Source organism: Rhodococcus kronopolitis, assembly GCF_042654025.1.
In the GTDB taxonomy this organism is placed as follows: domain Bacteria; phylum Actinomycetota; class Actinomycetes; order Mycobacteriales; family Mycobacteriaceae; genus Rhodococcus_G; species Rhodococcus_G kronopolitis.
This window is the reverse complement of record NZ_JBHSFO010000008.1, coordinates 61790-80117: the sequence shown is the minus strand read 5'-3', so window position 1 is coordinate 80117 and position 18328 is coordinate 61790. Positions and strand designations below refer to the sequence as shown.

General features: G+C 72.1%; 18 protein-coding genes and 1 riboswitch. Of the genes, 9 read left to right on the top strand and 9 right to left on the bottom strand.

The window, feature by feature from the left end; genetic code table 11:
* Window positions 1-42 precede the first annotated feature (42 nt).
* The 3 genes from ACFO6S_RS14255 to ACFO6S_RS14245 are packed head-to-tail and all read right to left on the bottom strand — an operon-like array spanning window position 43 to window position 4792.
* The gene (locus ACFO6S_RS14255; RefSeq protein ID WP_378418004.1) at window positions 43-2421 is read right to left on the bottom strand and encodes a serine/threonine-protein kinase; all 2379 of its coding nucleotides are present in this window, start codon (window positions 2419-2421) and stop codon (window positions 43-45) included.
* 2 nt (window positions 2422-2423) lie between these two features.
* A complete protein-coding gene (locus ACFO6S_RS14250) occupies window positions 2424-3419 on the bottom strand; it encodes a glutamate ABC transporter substrate-binding protein (RefSeq protein WP_378418149.1) in 996 nt (331 codons plus the stop codon).
* Window positions 3420-3430: 11 nt separating this feature from the next.
* Complete coding sequence (locus ACFO6S_RS14245) at window positions 3431-4792, bottom strand: hypothetical protein (RefSeq protein WP_378418002.1); 1362 nt, start codon at window positions 4790-4792, stop codon at window positions 3431-3433.
* Between the two features lie 173 nt (window positions 4793-4965).
* Here ACFO6S_RS14245 and ACFO6S_RS14240 point away from each other — a divergent pair, with 173 nt between their 5' ends.
* On the top strand, window positions 4966-5841 hold the full coding sequence (locus tag ACFO6S_RS14240; protein ID WP_378418000.1) for an NUDIX hydrolase: 876 nt from the start codon (window positions 4966-4968) through the stop codon (window positions 5839-5841).
* A 35-nt stretch (window positions 5842-5876) separates the two neighbouring features.
* On the opposite strand, the gene thiE is transcribed toward ACFO6S_RS14240, so the two are convergent.
* Window positions 5877-6578, bottom strand: a complete 702-nt coding sequence (gene thiE, locus ACFO6S_RS14235; RefSeq protein ID WP_378417998.1) for a thiamine phosphate synthase — start codon at window positions 6576-6578, stop codon at window positions 5877-5879.
* A gap of 25 nt (window positions 6579-6603) precedes the next feature.
* A riboswitch (TPP riboswitch) is annotated at window positions 6604-6715 on the top strand.
* Here thiE and thiO point away from each other — a divergent pair.
* The 6 genes from thiO to ACFO6S_RS14205 all read left to right on the top strand — a co-directional run bounded on the left by thiO (window position 6712) and on the right by ACFO6S_RS14205 (window position 11565).
* Window positions 6712-7785 carry a glycine oxidase ThiO gene (gene thiO / locus ACFO6S_RS14230; protein WP_378417996.1) on the top strand — a complete coding sequence of 358 codons (1074 nt, stop codon included), beginning with the start codon at window positions 6712-6714 and terminating at the stop codon, window positions 7783-7785. Its footprint overlaps the riboswitch before it by 4 nt.
* A 30-nt stretch (window positions 7786-7815) precedes the next feature.
* A complete protein-coding gene (gene thiS / locus ACFO6S_RS14225) occupies window positions 7816-8034 on the top strand; it encodes a sulfur carrier protein ThiS (protein WP_378417994.1) in 219 nt (72 codons plus the stop codon).
* Entirely contained in the window at window positions 8027-8788 is a 762-nt protein-coding gene (gene thiG / locus ACFO6S_RS14220; protein ID WP_378417992.1) for a thiazole synthase, read from the top strand. Before thiS ends, thiG begins: the two co-directional genes overlap by 8 nt.
* Before the next feature lie 107 nt (window positions 8789-8895).
* Window positions 8896-9843, top strand: coding sequence for an ABC transporter ATP-binding protein (locus ACFO6S_RS14215; RefSeq protein WP_378417990.1), 948 nt, complete (start codon window positions 8896-8898; stop codon window positions 9841-9843).
* On the top strand, window positions 9843-10637 hold the full coding sequence (locus ACFO6S_RS14210; protein WP_378417988.1) for an ABC transporter permease: 795 nt from the start codon (window positions 9843-9845) through the stop codon (window positions 10635-10637). The genes ACFO6S_RS14215 and ACFO6S_RS14210 overlap by 1 nt, the downstream gene beginning before the upstream one ends.
* A 175-nt stretch (window positions 10638-10812) precedes the next feature.
* The gene (locus tag ACFO6S_RS14205) at window positions 10813-11565 is read left to right on the top strand and encodes an adenylate/guanylate cyclase domain-containing protein (protein WP_378417986.1); all 753 of its coding nucleotides are present in this window, start codon (window positions 10813-10815) and stop codon (window positions 11563-11565) included.
* A 32-nt stretch (window positions 11566-11597) separates the two neighbouring features.
* On the opposite strand, the gene thiD is transcribed toward ACFO6S_RS14205, so the two are convergent.
* Entirely contained in the window at window positions 11598-12437 is an 840-nt protein-coding gene (gene thiD, locus ACFO6S_RS14200; protein ID WP_378417984.1) for a bifunctional hydroxymethylpyrimidine kinase/phosphomethylpyrimidine kinase, read from the bottom strand.
* A 10-nt stretch (window positions 12438-12447) separates the two neighbouring features.
* On the bottom strand, window positions 12448-14121 hold the full coding sequence (gene thiC / locus ACFO6S_RS14195) for a phosphomethylpyrimidine synthase ThiC (protein WP_378417982.1): 1674 nt from the start codon (window positions 14119-14121) through the stop codon (window positions 12448-12450).
* Window positions 14122-14413: 292 nt separating this feature from the next.
* Here thiC and ACFO6S_RS14190 point away from each other — a divergent pair, with 292 nt between their 5' ends.
* Both ACFO6S_RS14190 and ACFO6S_RS14185 read left to right on the top strand, forming a co-directional pair.
* Entirely contained in the window at window positions 14414-14755 is a 342-nt protein-coding gene (locus tag ACFO6S_RS14190; RefSeq protein ID WP_378417980.1) for a GNAT family N-acetyltransferase, read from the top strand.
* Between the two features lie 153 nt (window positions 14756-14908).
* Window positions 14909-15286 (top strand): GNAT family N-acetyltransferase, encoded by a 378-nt coding sequence (locus ACFO6S_RS14185; RefSeq protein WP_378417978.1) that lies wholly within the window; start codon window positions 14909-14911, stop codon window positions 15284-15286.
* 30 nt (window positions 15287-15316) lie between these two features.
* Here ACFO6S_RS14185 and ACFO6S_RS14180 read toward each other — a convergent pair whose 3' ends face one another.
* Genes ACFO6S_RS14180 through ACFO6S_RS14170 form a run of 3 tightly spaced genes read right to left on the bottom strand, consistent with a single transcriptional unit; the run spans window position 15317 to window position 18321 of the window.
* Window positions 15317-16507, bottom strand: coding sequence for a methyltransferase (locus ACFO6S_RS14180; RefSeq protein WP_378417976.1), 1191 nt, complete (start codon window positions 16505-16507; stop codon window positions 15317-15319).
* A 2-nt stretch (window positions 16508-16509) separates the two neighbouring features.
* Window positions 16510-17325: an exodeoxyribonuclease III gene (locus tag ACFO6S_RS14175; protein ID WP_378417974.1), complete on the bottom strand. Its 816-nt coding sequence runs from the start codon at window positions 17323-17325 to the stop codon at window positions 16510-16512.
* A gap of 42 nt (window positions 17326-17367) precedes the next feature.
* The gene (locus ACFO6S_RS14170) at window positions 17368-18321 is read right to left on the bottom strand and encodes an N-acetylglutamate synthase, CG3035 family (RefSeq protein ID WP_378417973.1); all 954 of its coding nucleotides are present in this window, start codon (window positions 18319-18321) and stop codon (window positions 17368-17370) included.
* Window positions 18322-18328: the final 7 nt, after the last annotated feature.

Below are 18328 nucleotides of genomic sequence, written 5' to 3'. Positions count from 1 at the left end.
TCCGAATTGTCCGGTTGGTTGCCGCCGTCGCTCCGGTTCCGCTCAGAACAGGGTCTTGGGCCGTACCGAGTTCGCCGTGTCCACCAGGGCGTAGCGGTGGCTCGCCTCGACCGCGTTGCGCGCCAGGGCCCGCAGGCCCGCCTCGGTGCCGGTGCGCAGTCCCCGCTCGGTGAACGGCACCCCGAGGATCGGCCCGAGCGCCGTGTCGGCGCGGTGCCCCGTCAACACCCAGTCCAGCGCGGTGCCGAGCACCAGGGTCCGCATCTGCAGCGCCCGGCCCTCGTCCGGCGGCAGCAGCTCGACCCGGCGGGCCGCCTCGCGCAACGCGTCCTCGCCCATCTCGTCGATCGGGGTGCCGGACAACCGGGTGAGGATCGCGGTCATCCGGGCGACGCTGAAATGTCTGGAGCTGTGCGGGACCTGGTCCAGGGCGGCGATCGCGCCGACGGTGTCGCCGCGGTCCGCGAGCTGGCGGGCGAGGCCGAAGGCGGCGCTCACCGCGCCGCGGTCGGTGCGCCAGACGGTGCGGTAGTAGCGCTCCGCGAACGCCCGCCACTGCGAGGGATCCTCGCTCTCCCAGTGCTGCAGGACCAGCTCCGCCGTCGCGGCCAACGCGAGCGTCGGCGCCGCCTCGCCCGGCAGGGCCGCCATCGTGGACTCGAAGTGGGTCATCGCGGCCTCGTACTCGCCGTCGATCAGGGCCGCGACGCCGCGGAACCAGTCCACCCGCCAGTGCAGCCCGGTCTCGCCGAGGCCGTCGAGCACCGCCCGCGCCGCGGCGCCGTCGCCGAGGTCGAGGTGGGCCTTGGCCTCGACCAGGCTGACCTGCAGGGCGAACCCGGGTGCCGACGGCCCGGCGACCCGTTCGATGCCGTTCTCCCGGGCCAGCCGCAGCGAGTCGAGCGTCTGGCGGGGTTCGGTCTGGATCGCGGCAGCGAGCAGCGCCGCGCCCGGAACGGTGCGGTCGATCAACGGAACCGCGAGTGCCGCGGTCACGTCCCGCGCGTCGAGGGTGACGTTGCGACGATGCCCGTGGACGTAGACGTCGGTGGCCAGCACGGCCTCGTCGGTCCCGAAGGTGGTGCGGGACGGGCTGAACAGCTCGGAGAGGCCGGGGTGCTCCTCGCCGGTCTGCTGGGCGCGAATCTCGCGCAGCACCCCGAACAGCTGACCGGCCATCTCGTCGGCGGACTGGAACCGGCGGGTCGGATCCGGGTCGGTGGCGCGGAGCAGCAGTCGGTGGAAGAACTCGTACTCGGCGAGCAGCGGCGCCTGCTCCGCGGTCGGCAGTCCGTCGGTGTATCGCCCGTCGGCCGAGGGCATCGCGATGGTCAGCACTGCCAGGGTGCGGCCGACGGTGTAGATGTCGGAGGCGACGGTGGGACCGGTCCGGATGATCTCCGGCGCCTGGTATCCCGGGGTGCCGTAGAGGTAGCCGTAGTCCTCGATGCCGGCGACCGCCCCCAGGTCGATCAGCTTGAGCTGGTCATCGGTGACCATGATGTTCTCGGGCTTGAGGTCGTTGTAGACCAGCCCCATCGAGTGGAGGTAGGACAGCGCGGGCAGGATCTCGAGGATGTAGCCGATGGCCTGCTCGACCGGGATCCGTTCGGGCCGTTGGTGAGCGCTCAGCACGTCGCGCAGGGAGTGGCCGCCGACGTACTCCATGACGATGTAGCCCATCGGGCTGCCGTCCGGCCGGGGGTGCTCGACGAAGTTGAAGATCTTCACGACGCCGGGATGCTCGACCTCGGCGAGGAACTGCCGTTCGGCCAGGGCGATCGCGTGCGCCTCCTCGTCGCCGAAGTGCAGCAGGCCCTTGAGCACCACCCACCGGTCGCTGACGTTGCGGTCGATGGCGAGGTAGATCCAGCCGAGTCCGCCGTGTGCGATGCAGCCCTGCACCTCGTACTGGCCGGCCACCAGGTCCCCGGCAGACAGCAGCGGGGTGAAGTCGAAGAGGGTGCCGCAGGAGGGGCAGGTGCCCGCGGACGGTCCGGGCACGTCCGGGGTGTCCGGAGAACTGCGGCCGACCGGCTTGCTGCACTTCCAGCAGACTCGTTTGTACTCGGCCACAACTGGATTCGTCATCACCGCGGTGCTGGGGTCGCGGGTGGGGACTGGGGGCACCTCCACCAGCCCGCCGGCGATCCGCCGGCGCAGCGACGGCCGGGAACGCTGCGACCGGGCCCGCCGACCCGTGGGTACCGAGGCGCTGCCGCTGGTGCCCGGGGTCTCGGTGGGCAGCGAGGCGGCGGTGGGGGTGTCGACCGGCAGCGAGGCGGCGGTGGGGGTGTCGACCGGCAGCGACGCGGCGGTGGGGGTGTCGACGGGCCTCGTCGCCTGGGTGGGGGCGTCGACGGGATCTCGATCCCGGCTCGGGTCCCCGTGCGGGCGGTCCTGTCCTCCGGTGGTGGTCATGCTCAGTCCTGGTAGGTGGGGGCGGGCGGGCCGGGAGACGACTCGAGGACGCCGAGCCACCGGTCGTAGAGCCGGGACCAGGTGCCGTCCTGCCGGATCCGCTCCAGGCTCGCGTTGACCGACCGGACCAGGTCCGGGTCGGACTTGTTGATCCCGATGCCATACGGTTCCGAGCTCAGGGAGCCGCCGACGATCTGCAGGTAGGGATCCTGCGAGGCGAGTCCGGCGAGAATGCTGTCGTCGCTGGTGGCAGCGTCGGCCTGACCCTGCTGCAGCACCACCAGGCAGTCCGCCCAGCTGGGCACGGTGAGGACGGTCGCGGCCGGCTGGGCCTGCTGCAGGTGGGTCAGCGAGGTGCTGCCGGCGGCGGTGCAGACCCGCTTGCCTGCGAGGTCGGCGACGTCCCGGATGTCGGAGCCCTTCGTGGTCAGGATTCGTTGTTGCGCAAGGAAGTACACGGTCGAGAAGTCGACCTGCTCGCGGCGCTCGCAGGTGATCGACATCGTCTTGACGACCACGTCCACCCGGCGGTCCTGCAGGGCCGGAATCCGGTCCGCGGAGGACATGATTCGGAACTCCACCCGGTTGGGGTCGCCGAGCAGGTCGCGCGCCACCTCCCGGGCGATGTCCGCGTCGAAGCCCTCGACGGTGCCGGTGATCGGGTCCCGGAAGCTGAACAGGTTGCTGCCGGTGTCCAGCCCGACGACCAGGCGGCCCCGTTCCCGGATTCGGTCGAGCGACGGACTCGGCTGCCCGGTCCCGCCGGGGAACGGGCGGAGGCTGGCGGTCGGGTTGGCGCACTGTTCGGGGACCGGCGGCGCGGTGGGACTCGGTGCGACCGCCGCACCCTCCGGCAGCGGGGCCTCGGTCGTGTGGGGCGCCGTGGTGCCGCCGGGCGGGACGTGGCCGGCCGTGGGTGAGTTCTCGGTGCACCCGGTGACCAGCCCGCCGCAGACCAGGACGGCGGCGGCCGCGACCAGCGCCCGCCGTCCGCGCATTCCGTTTCCCGTCATTGGTACTCCCGCCAGCGGGGCCACAGGCCCACGCCGATGCCGACGACTGCCAGTACCGACAGTACGAGGCTTCCGGAGGCGAGGCCGGAAAGGATGGAATGGGCGTGGGTGAGATTTCCGCGCAGCTCGGCGCGGGCCTGCTCGATCGCGGTGTCGAGGGCCGCGTCGGCGCCGGCGAAGTACGCGGCGGAATCGTCGCTGCCTCGTCCGACGGCCACGTCGGCCGCCCCGGACCAGTCGCCGATCCCGAGCAGCGCGTCGATTCGTTGGTGCGCCGCCGCCCAGCCGGCCCGGGCCTCGGACGCGGCCTGGATCTCGTCGATCCCGACCCTCGTCCCGCCGTGCGGGTAGTCGTCGAGCAGTGTCCCGAGGCGGTCGAGGTGATCGACGAACTGGTCGTGGTAGCGGCCGCTGACGTCCCGGCGAACCAGCGCGAGGGTCTCGTCGGCGCGGGCCTGCTGGGCCAGGATCCGGCCGTTGGTCAGGACGGACAGCGGTCGCGCGCCCTCGTCGAGGGCGTGGTTGGTGGCGGTTGAGGAGACCAGTCCGGCGATCAGCAGCCAGCCGAGCAGTGCCGCGACGGCGGCCGCGGCCAGCACCAGGCCCAGGTTCAGGGTCCGGCGGGTCCAGCGGGCCAGCAGCACCAGTGCGACGACCAGCGCGGCCAGTGCCGCCAGCAGCAGCCCGATCGCCGGCCACGGCGGGGTGGCGAACTCGGCCTGCGTGGACACCACCGTCGCGGCCTGCGCGGAATGCAACTGTTCGGCCGCGGGCAGCAGGGTGGTCTGCATGAGCGTCGACGCCTCGCGCAGGTAGGCGGCGCCGACCGGGTAGCCGATGCGGTTGTTGGCGCGGGCCGTCTCGATCAGGCCGGTGTACACCGGCAGCGATTCGGACAGCTCGGTGAGCAGCGCATGCGCGGTGGTGTCGGTGACGGGAATGCCTGCCGACGCGTCGACCAGATCGTGGCCGGCGTCGTCGATGGCACGGGTGTAGCGGTCCCGCACCTCCGTCGGTTCGAGGCCACCGGAGATGAATGCGGTGGCCGCGGCGGCGTCGGCGATGGACAGGGAACTGTAGAGATCCTGCGAGGCGTAGGCGATGGGCTCGATCTGGGTCAGCAGCGAGTCGAGGGTGCGCTGCCGGTCCGTGACCTGGGCGGCGGCGACGCCGCCGGCGACCAGGGCGAACACGGTCAGTGCGACCGCCATCAGGACCAGTCGGTACGGGGTGGTGCGCAGGCGGGCCCGGAGGTCGGCGGCGCGGCCGGCGGCGCGGCGCTCGGGCGCGTGGCGATCGTCCGGCTCGGGCGCGTCGTCACCCGGCGGCTCCGTCGACGGTACGACGCGATCAACCACCACGGACCCCTTCTATCTGGCCTGAGTGCCCGATACAAGGCAGCATATAAGCAGTAATCGCGCATCGGGGTCGGCGACTCGCCTATGTTCGGTGGCCAATAGGACTTGGTCGGCGTGAGGTGCGACGGTGGTCTCGACGACACGGTCTGAGGTGGAGCGGGTGAACGTAGTCGATGCGTGGTGACGGAGACGGCTGGGCACAGAGCGAGGACGGCAGCCGCCAGTGGGGGCGGTTCGGTGCGGCGGGGTTGTTGCTGCGCGCGCCGACCGCGGACGGACGACCCGCGGTGCTGCTGCAGCACCGGGCCGCGTGGAGTCATCAGGGCGGCACCTGGGCGCTGCCCGGCGGTGCCCGCGACAGCCACGAGAGCACCACCCTGGCCGCGGTCCGGGAGGCCGAGGAGGAGACCGGGATCGCAGGCAGCGCACTGCGGGTGCGGGCCGAGCGGGTCACTGCGACCTCCGACAGTGGCTGGAGCTACACGACGGTGATCGCCGATGCGGCCGCCCAGCTGTCGACCGTGCCGAACGGCGAGAGCACCGAGCTGAGGTGGGTGCCGGAGGAGCAGGTGGCGGAGCTCCCGCTGCACCCCGGCTTCGCGGCGAGCTGGCCGTCGTTGCGGGCGGTGCCGGTGCGGCTGCTGCTCGACACCGCCAATGTCCTGGGCTCGCGCCCGAACGGCTGGTGGCGGGACCGGGTCGGGGCCACCGGCGCACTGCTGGCCGAGCTGGCCGCGGCGCTGCCGCGGACCATCGAACTGCCCGGCGGCGGGTTCGGCTGGCTGCCCAGGATCGAGGCGGTGCTCGAGGGGCAGGCCAGCGAGGTGGCCGACACCGACGCCCGGGTGCCGGTGTACGTGGCGTCGGGTAGCGGGGACGACGCCTTGGCGGCCCTGGCCGGCGCCGGGGTGCCCGCGGGTGGCGCGGTGCTCGCGGGGGTGGACACGCACCTGACCGCGGTGGTCACCGCGGACCGCGGGCTGCGCGAGCGGTTGCCCGAGACGGTGCTGCGGCTCTCGCCGTCGACCGTGCTCGGTTGGCTCGACTGACCCGGCCGCTCACCCGCCGGGTCGGCCGGGGTCGGTCAGCGGGCGTTGCGCGCCAGGGCGTCCGCCAGCGACCGGGCGGCCGCCTGCGGGTCGGCGGCCTCGGTGATCGCACGGACCACCACGATCCGCTCGGCGCCTGCGTCGAGCACCGCGGGCAGACGCTCCTCGTCCACGCCGCCGATCGCGAACCACGGCCGGACCGGGTGCGAGTCGGCGGTGCTGCGAACGAGCTCGAGGCCCGATGCCGCCCGGCCGGGCTTGGTCGGTGTGGCCCACACCGGTCCGGTGCAGAAGTAGTCGACGCCGTCCTCGATCGCGGCGAGCTGGGCCTGGGCCCGGCTGCCGGTGGAGCGGCCGATCACCACGTCCGGTCCGAGGATCTGTCGGGCGTAGTGCACCGGCAGGTCGCCCTGCCCGAGGTGCAGCACGTCCGCGCCCGCGGCCAGGGCCAGGTCCGCGCGGTCGTTCACGGCCAGCAGCGCGCCGTGCCGACGGGCCGCGGCGGCCAGTTCGGCCAGCGCGCCGAGTTCCTCGCGGACCTCCATGCGTCCGTACTTCTGCTCACCCGCCGAACCCTTGTCGCGCAGTTGGATGATGTCGACGCCGCCGGACAGCGCCGCCTCCGCGAACCGTGCGAGGTCACCGCGCTCCCGACGGGCATCGGTACACAGGTAGAGCCGGGCGCTCGCCAGGCGTTCTCGGGGGGTCGGTGGCTTACCGGAATGCGGGGGGTGCACGCGCACAACGGTAGTCTGGTGACGAACAAAGTGACACGGGAGTCCCGGCGAACGCGGGGCTGAGAGGGGGCCCGCGAGCCTCGACCGTCATACCTGACCCGGATCATGCCGGCGCAGGGAGTGAGGTGGAGTGGTGAGCAGAACTCTCGCGGTGGTCGGCGGCGGCGCGATCGGGCTGGCGGTCGCCTGGCGGTCCGCGCAGGCGGGCTGGAAGGTCACGGTCCACGACCCGGCGGTCGGCTCGGGTGCGTCCTGGGTGGCAGGCGGCATGCTGGCCCCGCTCTCGGAGGGATGGCCCGGCGAGGACACGCTGCTGCAGGTCGGCGCCGCGTCGCTGCAACGGTGGCCGGACTTCGGCGGCGAGCTCGCGGCGTTCGCCGACGAGCCGCTGTTCACCTCGCACAGCTCGCTGACGGTCGCGCTGGATGCGGCCGACGCCGCGGACCTGCGCACCGTCGCCGAGTGGATCGAGACCCAGGGGTACCGGCTCGAGCTGCTGGGCCGGGCGCAGATCCGGGCTGCGGAGCCGTCGCTGGCCCCCAACATCCGGCTGGCGATGCTGGCCTCGACGGAGTCCGCGGTGGACAACCGGGTGCTGGTGCGCGCGCTGCGGCTGGCCTGCGAGGCCGCCGGGGTGGCGTTCGTGACCGAGTCGGTGCGCTACCCGGAGGCGCTGCCCGCCGACCAGGTGGTGGTGTCGGCAGGCACCGGCGCGGCCGCCCTGTGGCCGGGGCTGCCGGTGCGCCCGGTCAAGGGCGAGATCCTGCGGCTGCACCACCGGCCCGGGGTGGCCCCGGCGCCCACCCAGACCATCCGCGGCAGCGTGCACGGCAGGCCCGTGTACCTGGTGCCGCGCGGCGACGGCCTCGTGGTCGGCGCGACGCAGCACGAGTCCGGGCTCGACACCCAGGTGACCGTCGGCGGGGTGCGGGACCTGATCGCGGACGCCCAGACCCTGATGCCGAGCATCGGCGAGTACGAACTGCACGAGACCGCGGCGGGCCTGCGGCCGATGAGCCCGGACAACCTGCCGATCATCGGCCGGGTGTCGGAGAAAGTGGTGCTCGCGGCCGGGCACGGCCGCAACGGCATCCTGCTCACCCCGCTGACCGCGGACGCGGTGGTCGCCGAGCTGTCCGGCGCGACGCTGCCCGAGGCCAAGTACTGCACGCCGGACCGCTTCGGCCCGACCGGCCCCGCCCACTGACCTGTTCCCTCCACCGACAATGAGGAATTGATGACGAACATCCCGGTGAACATCGGTATCACCGTCAACGGCGAGGACCATCAGCTGTCCGAACCGCTGACGGTCGCGCAGCTGCTCGACCACCTCGGCCTGCCCGCCAAGGGCATCGCCGTCGCGGTGGACGGCGCGGTGCTGCCGCGCGCCTCGTGGGACACCCCGGTGGGCAAGGGCTGGGAGATCGAGATCCTCACGGCGGTCCAGGGTGGCTGAGTCGACGGGCACCCTCACCATCGGCGACCGCAGCTTCGGCTCGCGCCTGATCATGGGCACCGGCGGCGCCGCCAACCTGACCGTGCTCGAGGAGGCGCTGGTCGCCTCCGGCACCGAGCTGACCACGGTGGCGATGCGCCGGATCGACGCCGCGGGCGGCACCGGTGTGCTGGACCTGTTGCGCCGGCTCGACATCGCGCCGCTGCCGAACACCGCGGGCTGTCGGGGCGCGGCGGAGGCGGTGCTCACCGCCCAGCTCGGCCGCGAGGCGCTCGAGACCGACTGGGTCAAGCTCGAGGTGATCGCCGACGAGCGCACCCTGCTGCCCGACGCCATCGAACTGGTCTCGGCGGCGGAGCAACTCGTCGACGACGGATTCACCGTCCTGCCGTACACCACGGACGACCCGGTGCTGGCCAAGCGCCTCGAGGACGTGGGCTGCGCGGCGGTGATGCCGCTGGGGTCGCCGATCGGGACGGGCCTGGGCATCTCCAACCCGCACAACATCGAGATGATCGTCGAGGCGGCCGGGGTGCCGGTGATCCTCGACGCCGGCATCGGCACGGCCAGCGACGCGACGCTGGCGATGGAACTCGGCTGCGACGCGGTGCTGCTCGCGACGGCCGTGACGCGGGCGAAGGACCCGGCGCTGATGGCGTCCGCGATGGCGTCGGCGGTGGTCGCCGGGTACCAGGCCCGCCGCGCCGGCCGGATTCCGAAGCGGTTCTGGGCGCAGGCGTCGTCACCCATGTAGGGGTGGACACGGGGGAAGTCTCGGGGTGGGTGTCATCCCAGGGGACGACACGCGAATGAGACTCGCGGGTGATGCATTCGGCCCCGGTGTGCGGCAGAGTTCCCCCCATGATTGAAGTGAGGGGTTTGACGAAGACGTTCGGGCCCACGAAGGCGGTCGAGGACCTGACCTTCACCGTGAAGCCGGGGATCGTGACCGGATTTCTCGGGCCGAACGGTGCAGGCAAGTCGACGACGATGCGGATGATCCTGGGCCTGGACCGGCCCACGTCCGGCACCGCGTTGATCGACGGTCAGCGGTACCACGACCTGAAGCAGCCGCTGCGCACCGTCGGCGCGCTGCTCGACGCGAAGTGGGTGCATCCCAACCGGTCCGCCAGGGCGCACCTGCAGTGGATGGCGGCATCGAACGACATCCCGTCGTCGCGCGTCGACGAGGTGCTGCGACTGGTGGGGCTGACCGAGGTGGCCGGCAAGAAGGCCGGTGGGTTCTCGCTCGGCATGTCGCAGCGGCTCGGCCTGGCCGCGACGCTGCTCGGGGACCCGAAGGTGCTGCTGTTCGACGAGCCGGTCAACGGTCTCGATCCGGAGGGCATCGTCTGGATCCGGAAGTTCATGCAGCGCCTGGCCGCCGAGGGCCGCACCGTCCTGGTGTCGAGCCACCTGCTCTCCGAGATGGCGCTGACGGCCGAGCACCTGGTGGTGATCGGTCGGGGCAGGCTGATCTCGGACACCACGGTCAAGGAGTTCGTCGACCGGTCCTCCGAGTCCACGGTCCGGGTCCGCAGCCCCCAGCTGGACGCGCTGCGCAGCGCGCTCACCTCGCACGGGTTGACGGTCCGCGAGGACGGCAGCGCGGCGGGCGCGGCGGCGGCGCTGGTGGTGCTCGACTCCACCACCGACGCGATCGGCCAGATCGCGGGCAGCAGCGGAATCGTGCTGCACGAGTTGGCGTCCCAGCAGGGATCGCTCGAGGACGCGTTCATGAAACTGACAGGTGACGACGTGCAGTACCACGCTGCGGGCATCGACGAAGTGATGGGAGGGACGCTCTGATGGGTGTTCTGGCAGCAGAACGAATCAAGCTCACCTCGACCAAGTCGCCGTGGTGGTGCACGGCGACGATCGTGGCGCTGGGCCTGGGCCTGGCCGCGGTGATCGGGCTCAGCGCCAAGGCGAGCGTGAATGCCTTCGACAACCAGCGCGCGAGCGGCGACGGGCCGGACTTCGATCCGTTCCTGCCGCAGCTGGCGGACGCCGTCAGCGGTGTGTCGGGCTTCGGCGTCCTGGTGCTGATGATCATGGCGGCCCTCGCGGTCACGAGCGAGTACCGCTTCGGCCTGATCCGGACCACCTTCCAGGCCGTGCCGCGGCGGGACTCGGTGCTGATCACCAAGGCCGGCCTGATCGGGGTGTTCGGCGCGGTGCTCACCTTCGCGCTCACCTTCGGCGCCTACGCGATCGCCAAGGTCACCGCGGGCGAGAAGGCCGGGGCGGCCCTGACGCTGACCGGTGGCGACGCGTGGCGGGCGATCTACGGGGTGCCGATCTACGCGCTGCTCTGCGTGTTCCTCGCGGTGGCGGTGGGCACGCTGGTACGCCAGTCGGCGGGCGCGATCACCCTGCTGCTGCTGTGGCCGCTGCTGATCGAGAGCCTGTTCAACCTGTTCGGCTCCTTCGGCCGCAACGTCCTGCCGTTCCTGCCGTTCACGAACGCGAACCACTTCCTGGGCTCGGACCAGGGCATCGACTGGCACTGGGGACCGTGGGGCAGCCTGGTCTACTTCGCGGCCTTCGTGGCGGTCGTCTTCGGTGCCGCGCTGTTCCTGGTGAACCGCCGCGACGCCTGACCGTCCGCCGCGGACCGACGTTCCGCGGTGACCGTGCGCGATCGTCGCCCCGACTGTGGGGTGGCGGTCGCGCACTGTCGTCTGCGGACCCCGGCATTGTCTGTAACCCTCGGTTACACTTCGGAGGGTGAGCGAGGACCCCGCGCCCCAGCCTGTGGTCGACTGGTTTCGAACGATGAACCGCCGACCCGCGCTCGTCGACGCCGTCCGCCGGGCGCGCCGGGCGCTGCCCGGTGACCCCGCCTTCGGCGACCCGCTCTCGACCGCCGGACCCGGCGGCGTGCGCGCCATGGCCCGGGTCGCGGACCGGCTGCTCGAGGACGGTCCCGGGGCGTCGCGGGAGGTGAGCCTCGGCACCCTGCAGGTCTGGCAGGCCCTGCTCGAACGCACCGGCCGGGGCCGCGGCACCGGCCAGGTCACCATCGTGTTCACCGATCTGGTCGGGTACTCCGGTTGGTCACTCGGTGCGGGCGACGAGGCCACCCTGACGCTGCTGCGGCAGGTGGCCAGCGCGGTGGAACCGCCGTTCGTGGAGCGCGGGGGACAGGTGGTCAAGCGGCTCGGCGACGGGCTGATGGCCGTGTTCGCCTACCCGGGGCGTGCGGTGGAGGCGGTGTTCGAGGCCCGCGACCGGCTCGCCGAGGTGGAGCAGGAGGGCTTTCGGCCGCGGATGCGGGTGGGCCTGCACACCGGGACGCCGAGACAGTTGGGCGACGACTGGCTGGGCGTGGACGTCAACGTCGCCGCCCGGGTGATGCAGGCCGGGGCGGACGGCAACGTCGTCGCGTCCGCGCACACCCTCGACGCGCTCGACCCGCAGACGCTCGAGACCCTCGGACTGCGGGCCAGGCCGTACCGGCGCGGGTTGTTCGCGCCTGCCCCGCGCGGCGTCCCCGACGACCTGCGGATGTTCACCCTGACGCGGTAGGCGCCGGTGGCACTCGTGCGCGGGAAGCTGCACTAGTGCAGGCGCCAGAGGGGGGACACCGGGCCGTGGCCGGCGCCGAGGTCGTACGACGCCGCCAGGCACCGGGTCACCCACTGCTTGCCGAACTCGACGGCCTCGGGCATCGGGTACCCGTTGGCCAGCGCGCAGGCGACCGCGGCGGCGAGCGTGTCGCCGCCGCCGTGGTCGTTGCCGGTCTCGATCCGCGGGCTGGTGAACTCGTGGAAGGTGTCGCCGTCGAAGAGCAGGTCGGTGCTGTCCGGCGAGGTGCGCAGGTGCCCGCCCTTGACCAGCGACCACTGCGCGCCGAGCCCGTGCAGGGCCTCCGCGGCCCGGCGCGCCGACGCGTCGTCGACCACCTCGATGCCGGTGATCAGCCGGATCTCGTCGAGGTTCGGCGTCACCAGCGAGGCGATCGGAATCAGGGTGTGACGGACCGCGTCGAGCGCCTCGGCGTGCAGCAGCGGGTCGCCGTGCATGGACGCGCAGACCGGGTCCACCACCAGGGGCACGGCGTGGTCGCGGCCGATTCCGACCTCGCCGCACACCTGCGCCACCGCCTCGATGATCGCGGTGGACGCCAGCATCCCGGTCTTGGCGGCGCTCACCCCGATGTCGGTGACCACGCTGCGCACCTGGTCGGCCACCACGTGCGGGGGAATCTCGTGAAACCCGCTGACCCCCACCGAGTTCTGCACCGTCACCGCGGCCACCGCGACGCACGCGTGCACCCCGCACAGGGCCATGGTGCGCGAGTCGGCCTGGATGCCGGCGCCGCCGCCGGAATCGGTGCCGGCGATGGTGAGGACGCGGATCGGGGTCTCGCCGTCGGGGGTCAGGGGCAGGAGATTCACGCGGTCGAGCCTATCTGTCGGCCTGGACGAGGGGCAGGTACACCTGGTTGCCGGTCTCGGCGAACTCGGCTGACTTCTCGGCCATGCCCGCGGCGATCATCGCGTCGATGTCCTCCTGGGTCTCGAGACCGTGCTGCGCGGCGTACTCGCGGACGTCGGCGGAGATCCGCATGGAGCAGAACTTGGGACCGCACATCGAGCAGAAGTGCGCGGTCTTGGCGGGCTCGGCGGGCAGCGTCTCGTCGTGGTACTCGCGGGCGGTGTCCGGGTCCAGGGACAGTGCGAACTGGTCGCGCCAGCGGAACTCGAAGCGCGCCTTGGACAGTGCGTCGTCGCGTTCCTGTGCCCGCGGATGCTGCTTGGCGAGGTCGGCGGCGTGCGCGGCGATCTTGTAGGTGATCACCCCGACCTTCACGTCGTCGCGGTTCGGCAGGCCGAGGTGCTCCTTCGGCGTGACGTAGCAGAGCATCGCGGTGCCGGCCTGCGCGATGATCGCGGCGCCGATCGCGGAGGTGATGTGGTCGTAGGCGGGCGCGATGTCGGTGGCCAGCGGCCCGAGGGTGTAGAACGGGGCCTCCTCGCACAGCTCCTCCTCGAGCCGGACGTTCTCCACGATCTTGTGCATGGGTACGTGCCCCGGGCCCTCGATCATCACCTGCACGCCATGGGATTTCGCGATCCTGGTGAGCTCGCCCAGGGTGCGCAGCTCGGCGAACTGGGCCTCGTCGTTGGCGTCCGCGACGGACCCGGGGCGCAGGCCGTCGCCGAGCGAGAAGGTGACGTCGTACTCGCGCAGGATCGCGCAGAGCTCCTCGAAGTGCGTGTACAGGAACGACTCCCGATGGTGCGCCAGGCACCAGGCCGCCATGATCGAGCCGCCGCGCGAGACGATGCCGGTCACCCGCTTGGCGGTCAGCGGGATGTACCGCAGCAGCACCCCGGCGTGCACGGTCATGTAGTCCACGCCCTGCTCGCACTGCTCGATCACGGTGTCGCGGTAGATCTCCCAGGTCAGTGCGGTCGGGTCGCCGCCCACCTTCTCCAGTGCCTGGTAGATCGGCACGGTGCCGACCGGCACGGGTGAGTTGCGCAGGATCCACTCGCGGGTGGTGTGGATGTCCTTGCCGGTGGACAGGTCCATGATGTTGTCCGCGCCCCAGCGCGTCGCCCACACCATCTTCTCCACCTCTTCGGCGATGGAGGAGGTGACCGCGGAGTTGCCGATGTTCGCGTTGATCTTCACCAGGAACCTCTTGCCGATGATCATCGGCTCGGACTCGGGGTGCTTGTGGTTGGCCGGGATCACGGCGCGTCCCGCGGCGACCTCGGCCCGGACCAGCTCCGGGTCGACGCCCTCGCGGGCGGCGCAGAAGCGCATCTCGGTGGTGACGATCCCGGCCCGGGCCCACGCCAGCTGCGTGCGCGCGCCCGACACCGCGTCGGGCTTGGCCCAGCCGTCACGGGTCTTCGGCAGGCCGGCCTCGAGGTCGATGTGCGCGTCGGCGTCGGTGTACGGGCCGGAGGTGTCGTACAGGTCCAGGTGTTCGCCGTTGCTCAGATGCACGCGCCGGACGGGCACCGCGAGTCCGTCGACGCGGAGGTACTGCTTGCTGCTGCCCTGGATCGGGCCGGTGGTGACGGCGTCGTTGGCGACGGACGTGTCGGTGACAGGGGTGTTCCCCATGTGTGCTCTCCCTACGCCGGCATTACCCGGTCAGGTTCAACGGTCGACGGCCCTGTCGCTTCGAGAAGCTAGCCGTCATCTCAGCCCGCTGGTGCGAGCCCCCGTGGGTTGTGTAGTTGTCGAGCAGACCATAGCCCCCCGCCGCCGCCCGTGCCGCGCGAGCCGGTTCCTTGTGGGATCCCCACCGTCCGGGCCGATGGAACTTGTTCCAGAAACGGGTGACCGACGGCCCGTGGTGTCATACAGTGGCGTAGATCACATTTCAGTGACGGTAACGCGAGGGAGTTGTCGGATGATCGCGGAGACGCCTACGGCGGAAGTGACGAACAATGCTGGTCAGAATCGTTTTGAGCTCTGGCTCAACGGCGACCTCGTCGGCATTCTCGGCTATTACGATTTGGACTCGACGGCGCGCGGAGTCGGGCGCGGGGCGCGGTCCGGACCGCCGGTCGTCTCTTTCATGCACACCGTGATCGTCGAGGACTTCGGCCATCGCGGGCTGGCGGCGGTGATGGTCCGACGGGCGCTGGACGCCGCCCGTGAGTACGGCTGGAAGGTCCGCCCGGTGTGCACGTACCTGCAGCGCTTCGTCGTGGCCAATCCGGAGTACCGGGACCTGCTCGCGCCGCTCTGAGGGTGTCCGCGCGGGCGCCGCAGGTGCCAATTCGGCCACGATCGGGCGAACAGTGGGCTACAAATTCCGTCGCGGGTTCGACAGTGCTCGGGGAGCTGTTTACATGGTGGTGTGGATCACATCTTCTGGCGGCATCGAGCCCAGGCCACGTCGGTGACAACACCCGTCGTGGCACCCGCCGACCCGGCGCGCGCCTGCGTCGAGGACAACCCGTCGCACTCGCGCTTCGACCTGTGGGTCGACGGCGAGCTGGTGGGGATCCTCGGTTACCGCGCCGCTGACGGCGTCACCGAACTGCCGGGTGGCGTCGGCGCCCTCACGGACGGCGACGTCATCGCGTTGATGCACACCGTGATCACGGAGGACTTCGGCGGTCGCGGCTGGGCCGCGGTGCTGGTGCGGGAGGTGCTCGAGGAGGTCCGGGTCCGGGGCGTGCGGATCCGGCCGGTGTGCACCTACCTGCGGCGCTACCTGGGCACGCACCCCGAGTACCTGCCGCTGCTCGACGACGGGCTGGGCGAGCTGGACTGAGCGGTCACCGCACCTACTGCCGCGCCCGCGTCAGGCGTGCCGCGACGCCAGCCGCCACAGCGAGACCACCTCGGCGGTGCGGGCCGTGGCCAACGGGTCGCGTCCCGCCCCGGTGCCCGCGTCGCCCTCGACCGCCCGGGGGTGACGAGGACGGGTGTCGACACGGCCGAGCACCGTGAGCCCGGACCCCTCGAACAGGTCGGTCAGCTGCTCGCGGGTGCGCAGCCCGAGTCGCTCCGCCAGGTCGGAGAGCACCAGCCAGGCCTCGCCCCCGTCGGTGAGGTGGCCCGGGATGCCCCGGACGAAGTCGGCGAGCATCTGGCCCCGGCGATCGAAGACACCCATCTCGAGCGACGAGGTGGGGGAGGCCGGCACCCACGGCGGGTTGCACAGCAACAGGTCGGCGCGGCCGTCCGGGAACACGTCGGTCCGGACCACCTCGACCCGGTCGCCGTATCCGAGACGGTCGACGTTGTCGGCGGCGCACGCCACCGCCCGCGCCTCGATGTCCGTGGCCACCACCCGGGCGACGCCACGCCGCGCCAGCACGGCGGCCAGCACCCCGGTCCCGGTGCCGATGTCGAACGCGACGGACCCGGGGGCGGTCGCGGCGGCGGGCAACTCGGCCTCGGCGACCAGGTCGACGTACTCGTTGCGGGTGGGCGCGAAGACGCCGTAGTGCGGGTGGATCCGGGCGCCGAGGGCCGGTATCTCGACGCCGCGTCGGCGCCACTCGTGTGCGCCGACCGCGCCGAGCAACTCCTGGAGCGAGGCCACTCCGGGCGCCGCGTCGTCGCCGTACGCGGCCCGGCAGGCAGCCCGGATGTCGGGGGCGCGCCGCAGGTCGACGGCGAAGTCGTCGCCGAGTTCGATCAGCACCATGCCGAGGATGCGGGTGCGGTGCCCCCGGGCCTGGCGATGCCGGTGGAAGGTGACCGCGGGATCCGGATCGGCCTTGACCCGCAGGCGGTCCAGCCGCCGCTTGAGCGCGTCGAGCAGCTGTCGGGCGCCCTGGTAGTCGCCGCGCCACAGCAGCGCGGCGCCCTCGGAGGTCAGCCGCATCGCATCGTCGGCCCGGAGGGCGTCGTCGACGACCACGACCTTCTTCGGCGGCTTCTGGCTTCCGGTGGTCAGCCACGGCGCCGACCTGGATGTGCCGTCCTCGACCCAGGTGACGGCGTCGGCCGCCGCGGAGTCGCCGGGCTCGGGTGCGGTGGTCACGCTCAGTTCAGCTCCACCACGACGGGCGCATGGTCGCTGGCGCCCTTGCCCTTTCGCTCCTCGCGGTCGATCGAGGCGCCCGTCACCCGGGCCGCGAGGGCGGGCGAGGCCAGCGCGAAGTCGATCCGCATGCCCTGCCGCTTCGGGAACCGGAGCTGGGTGTAGTCCCAGTAGGTGTAGACGCCGGGCCCGGGGGTGTGGGGGCGGGTGATCTCGGCGAACCCGGCCTCGGCAAACGCCTCGAACGCGTCCCGCTCGGGCTGGGAGGTGTGCGTCTTGCCCTCGAACAGCGCGGGATCCCACACGTCCTCGTCGGTGGGCGCGACGTTCCAGTCGCCGACCAGCGCCACCTGCGCGTCGGGATCCTGGGCCAGCCACTTCGCGGCGTCGTCACGCAGGGTGGCCAGCCAGTCGAGCTTGTAGCGGTAGTGCGGGTCGGACAGTTCCCGGCCGTTCGGCACGTACAGGCTCCACACCCGGACGCCGCCGCAGGTGGCGCCGATCGCCCGCGCCTCCACCACCGGGGTGGCGATCTCGAGGCTGTCGGGGACGGCCTTCGCGAAGCCCGGCTGGCCCTCGAAGCCGACCTGGACGTCCTCGAGGCCGACGCGGGAGATGATCGCGACCCCGTTCCACTGGCTCAGGCCCACGTGCGCCACCTCGTAGCCGAGGTCGGTGAACCGCTCGGTGGGGAACTGGTCGTCGCGGCACTTGGTCTCCTGGATCGCCAGGACGTCCGTCTCGGTCCGCACCAGCCAGTCCACGATCCGGTCCGTGCGGGCCCGCACCGAGTTCACATTCCACGTCGCCAGTCGCATGGGGGAAGCGTAGTGCGCGGCGGTGACAGGCCCGAACCGGCGTCAGCCGGGTGCGGTCGCGTAGCGGTACCGGTGGTGCTCGACCATCCCCAGCGTCCGGTACAGGTTGAGCGCGGGCGCGTTGTCCGCGACGACCTGGACGTAGGCGTGGGTGGCGCCCAGGTCCGCGCCCCAGCGGATCATCTCCGCGCAGATCAGCATTCCCAGTCCGCGACGACGGTGTTCGGCGGCGACCTCGACCGCGGCCAGCCCCACCCAGCGCCTGCCGTCGGGGGCGCCGGTGACCACGCCGCGCGTGACGGCCAGCGGTTCCGGGCCGCCGAGGGAGCCGAACCCGACCCGGCCGCCCCGGACGGCGCCCAGCACGGCCGGGGCGGACGGCGGCAGCGCCGCACCGTGGTAGCGGTAGAGCGAGAGCCAGCGTTCGTCCGGGGCGGCGTCGACCCGGACCATCGACTCACCGTCGGGCAGCGTGAGGTTGGCGATGTCCGCCGCCATCACCTGCACCGCGTCGGAGGTCTGCCAACCGTCGGGGGCGGCACCGAGCCGGTCCGGCAGCAGCAGTGTCAGTGGCTGGCCGCGCTCGGCATACCAGTTCCGCAACCTCGCCAGGGTGTCTCCGACGCGCAGGTCGCCGACCTCCTCGGCCGTGCCGAGCGGGGCGGCGGCGTTGGCGCGGCGGGTGAAGCCGTCGCCGCTGCGGGCCAGCCAGCCGTCGATCCAGGCCTGCTCGGTGCCGGGCCAACCGTCCACGGCGGTGAGCTCGAGGGCCCGGATCTCCCGGGTCCGCACCGGGCGTGGGCCGACCGCCTTGAGCGCCAGCACCTGGTCGGGTGTCACCTGGACGGTCCGGCCGTCGGGCGCGCGAACCACGACGACGGGATCCAGCGCGACGAGTTCGCCGATCACGTCCGTCATCGGTCGGGGGTAGCCGGCCGGCAGCTTGTAGCGCAGCACCACCCGGTTGCCCGGAACGGGGCGGCCGTCGGTGCTCATCGTCGGT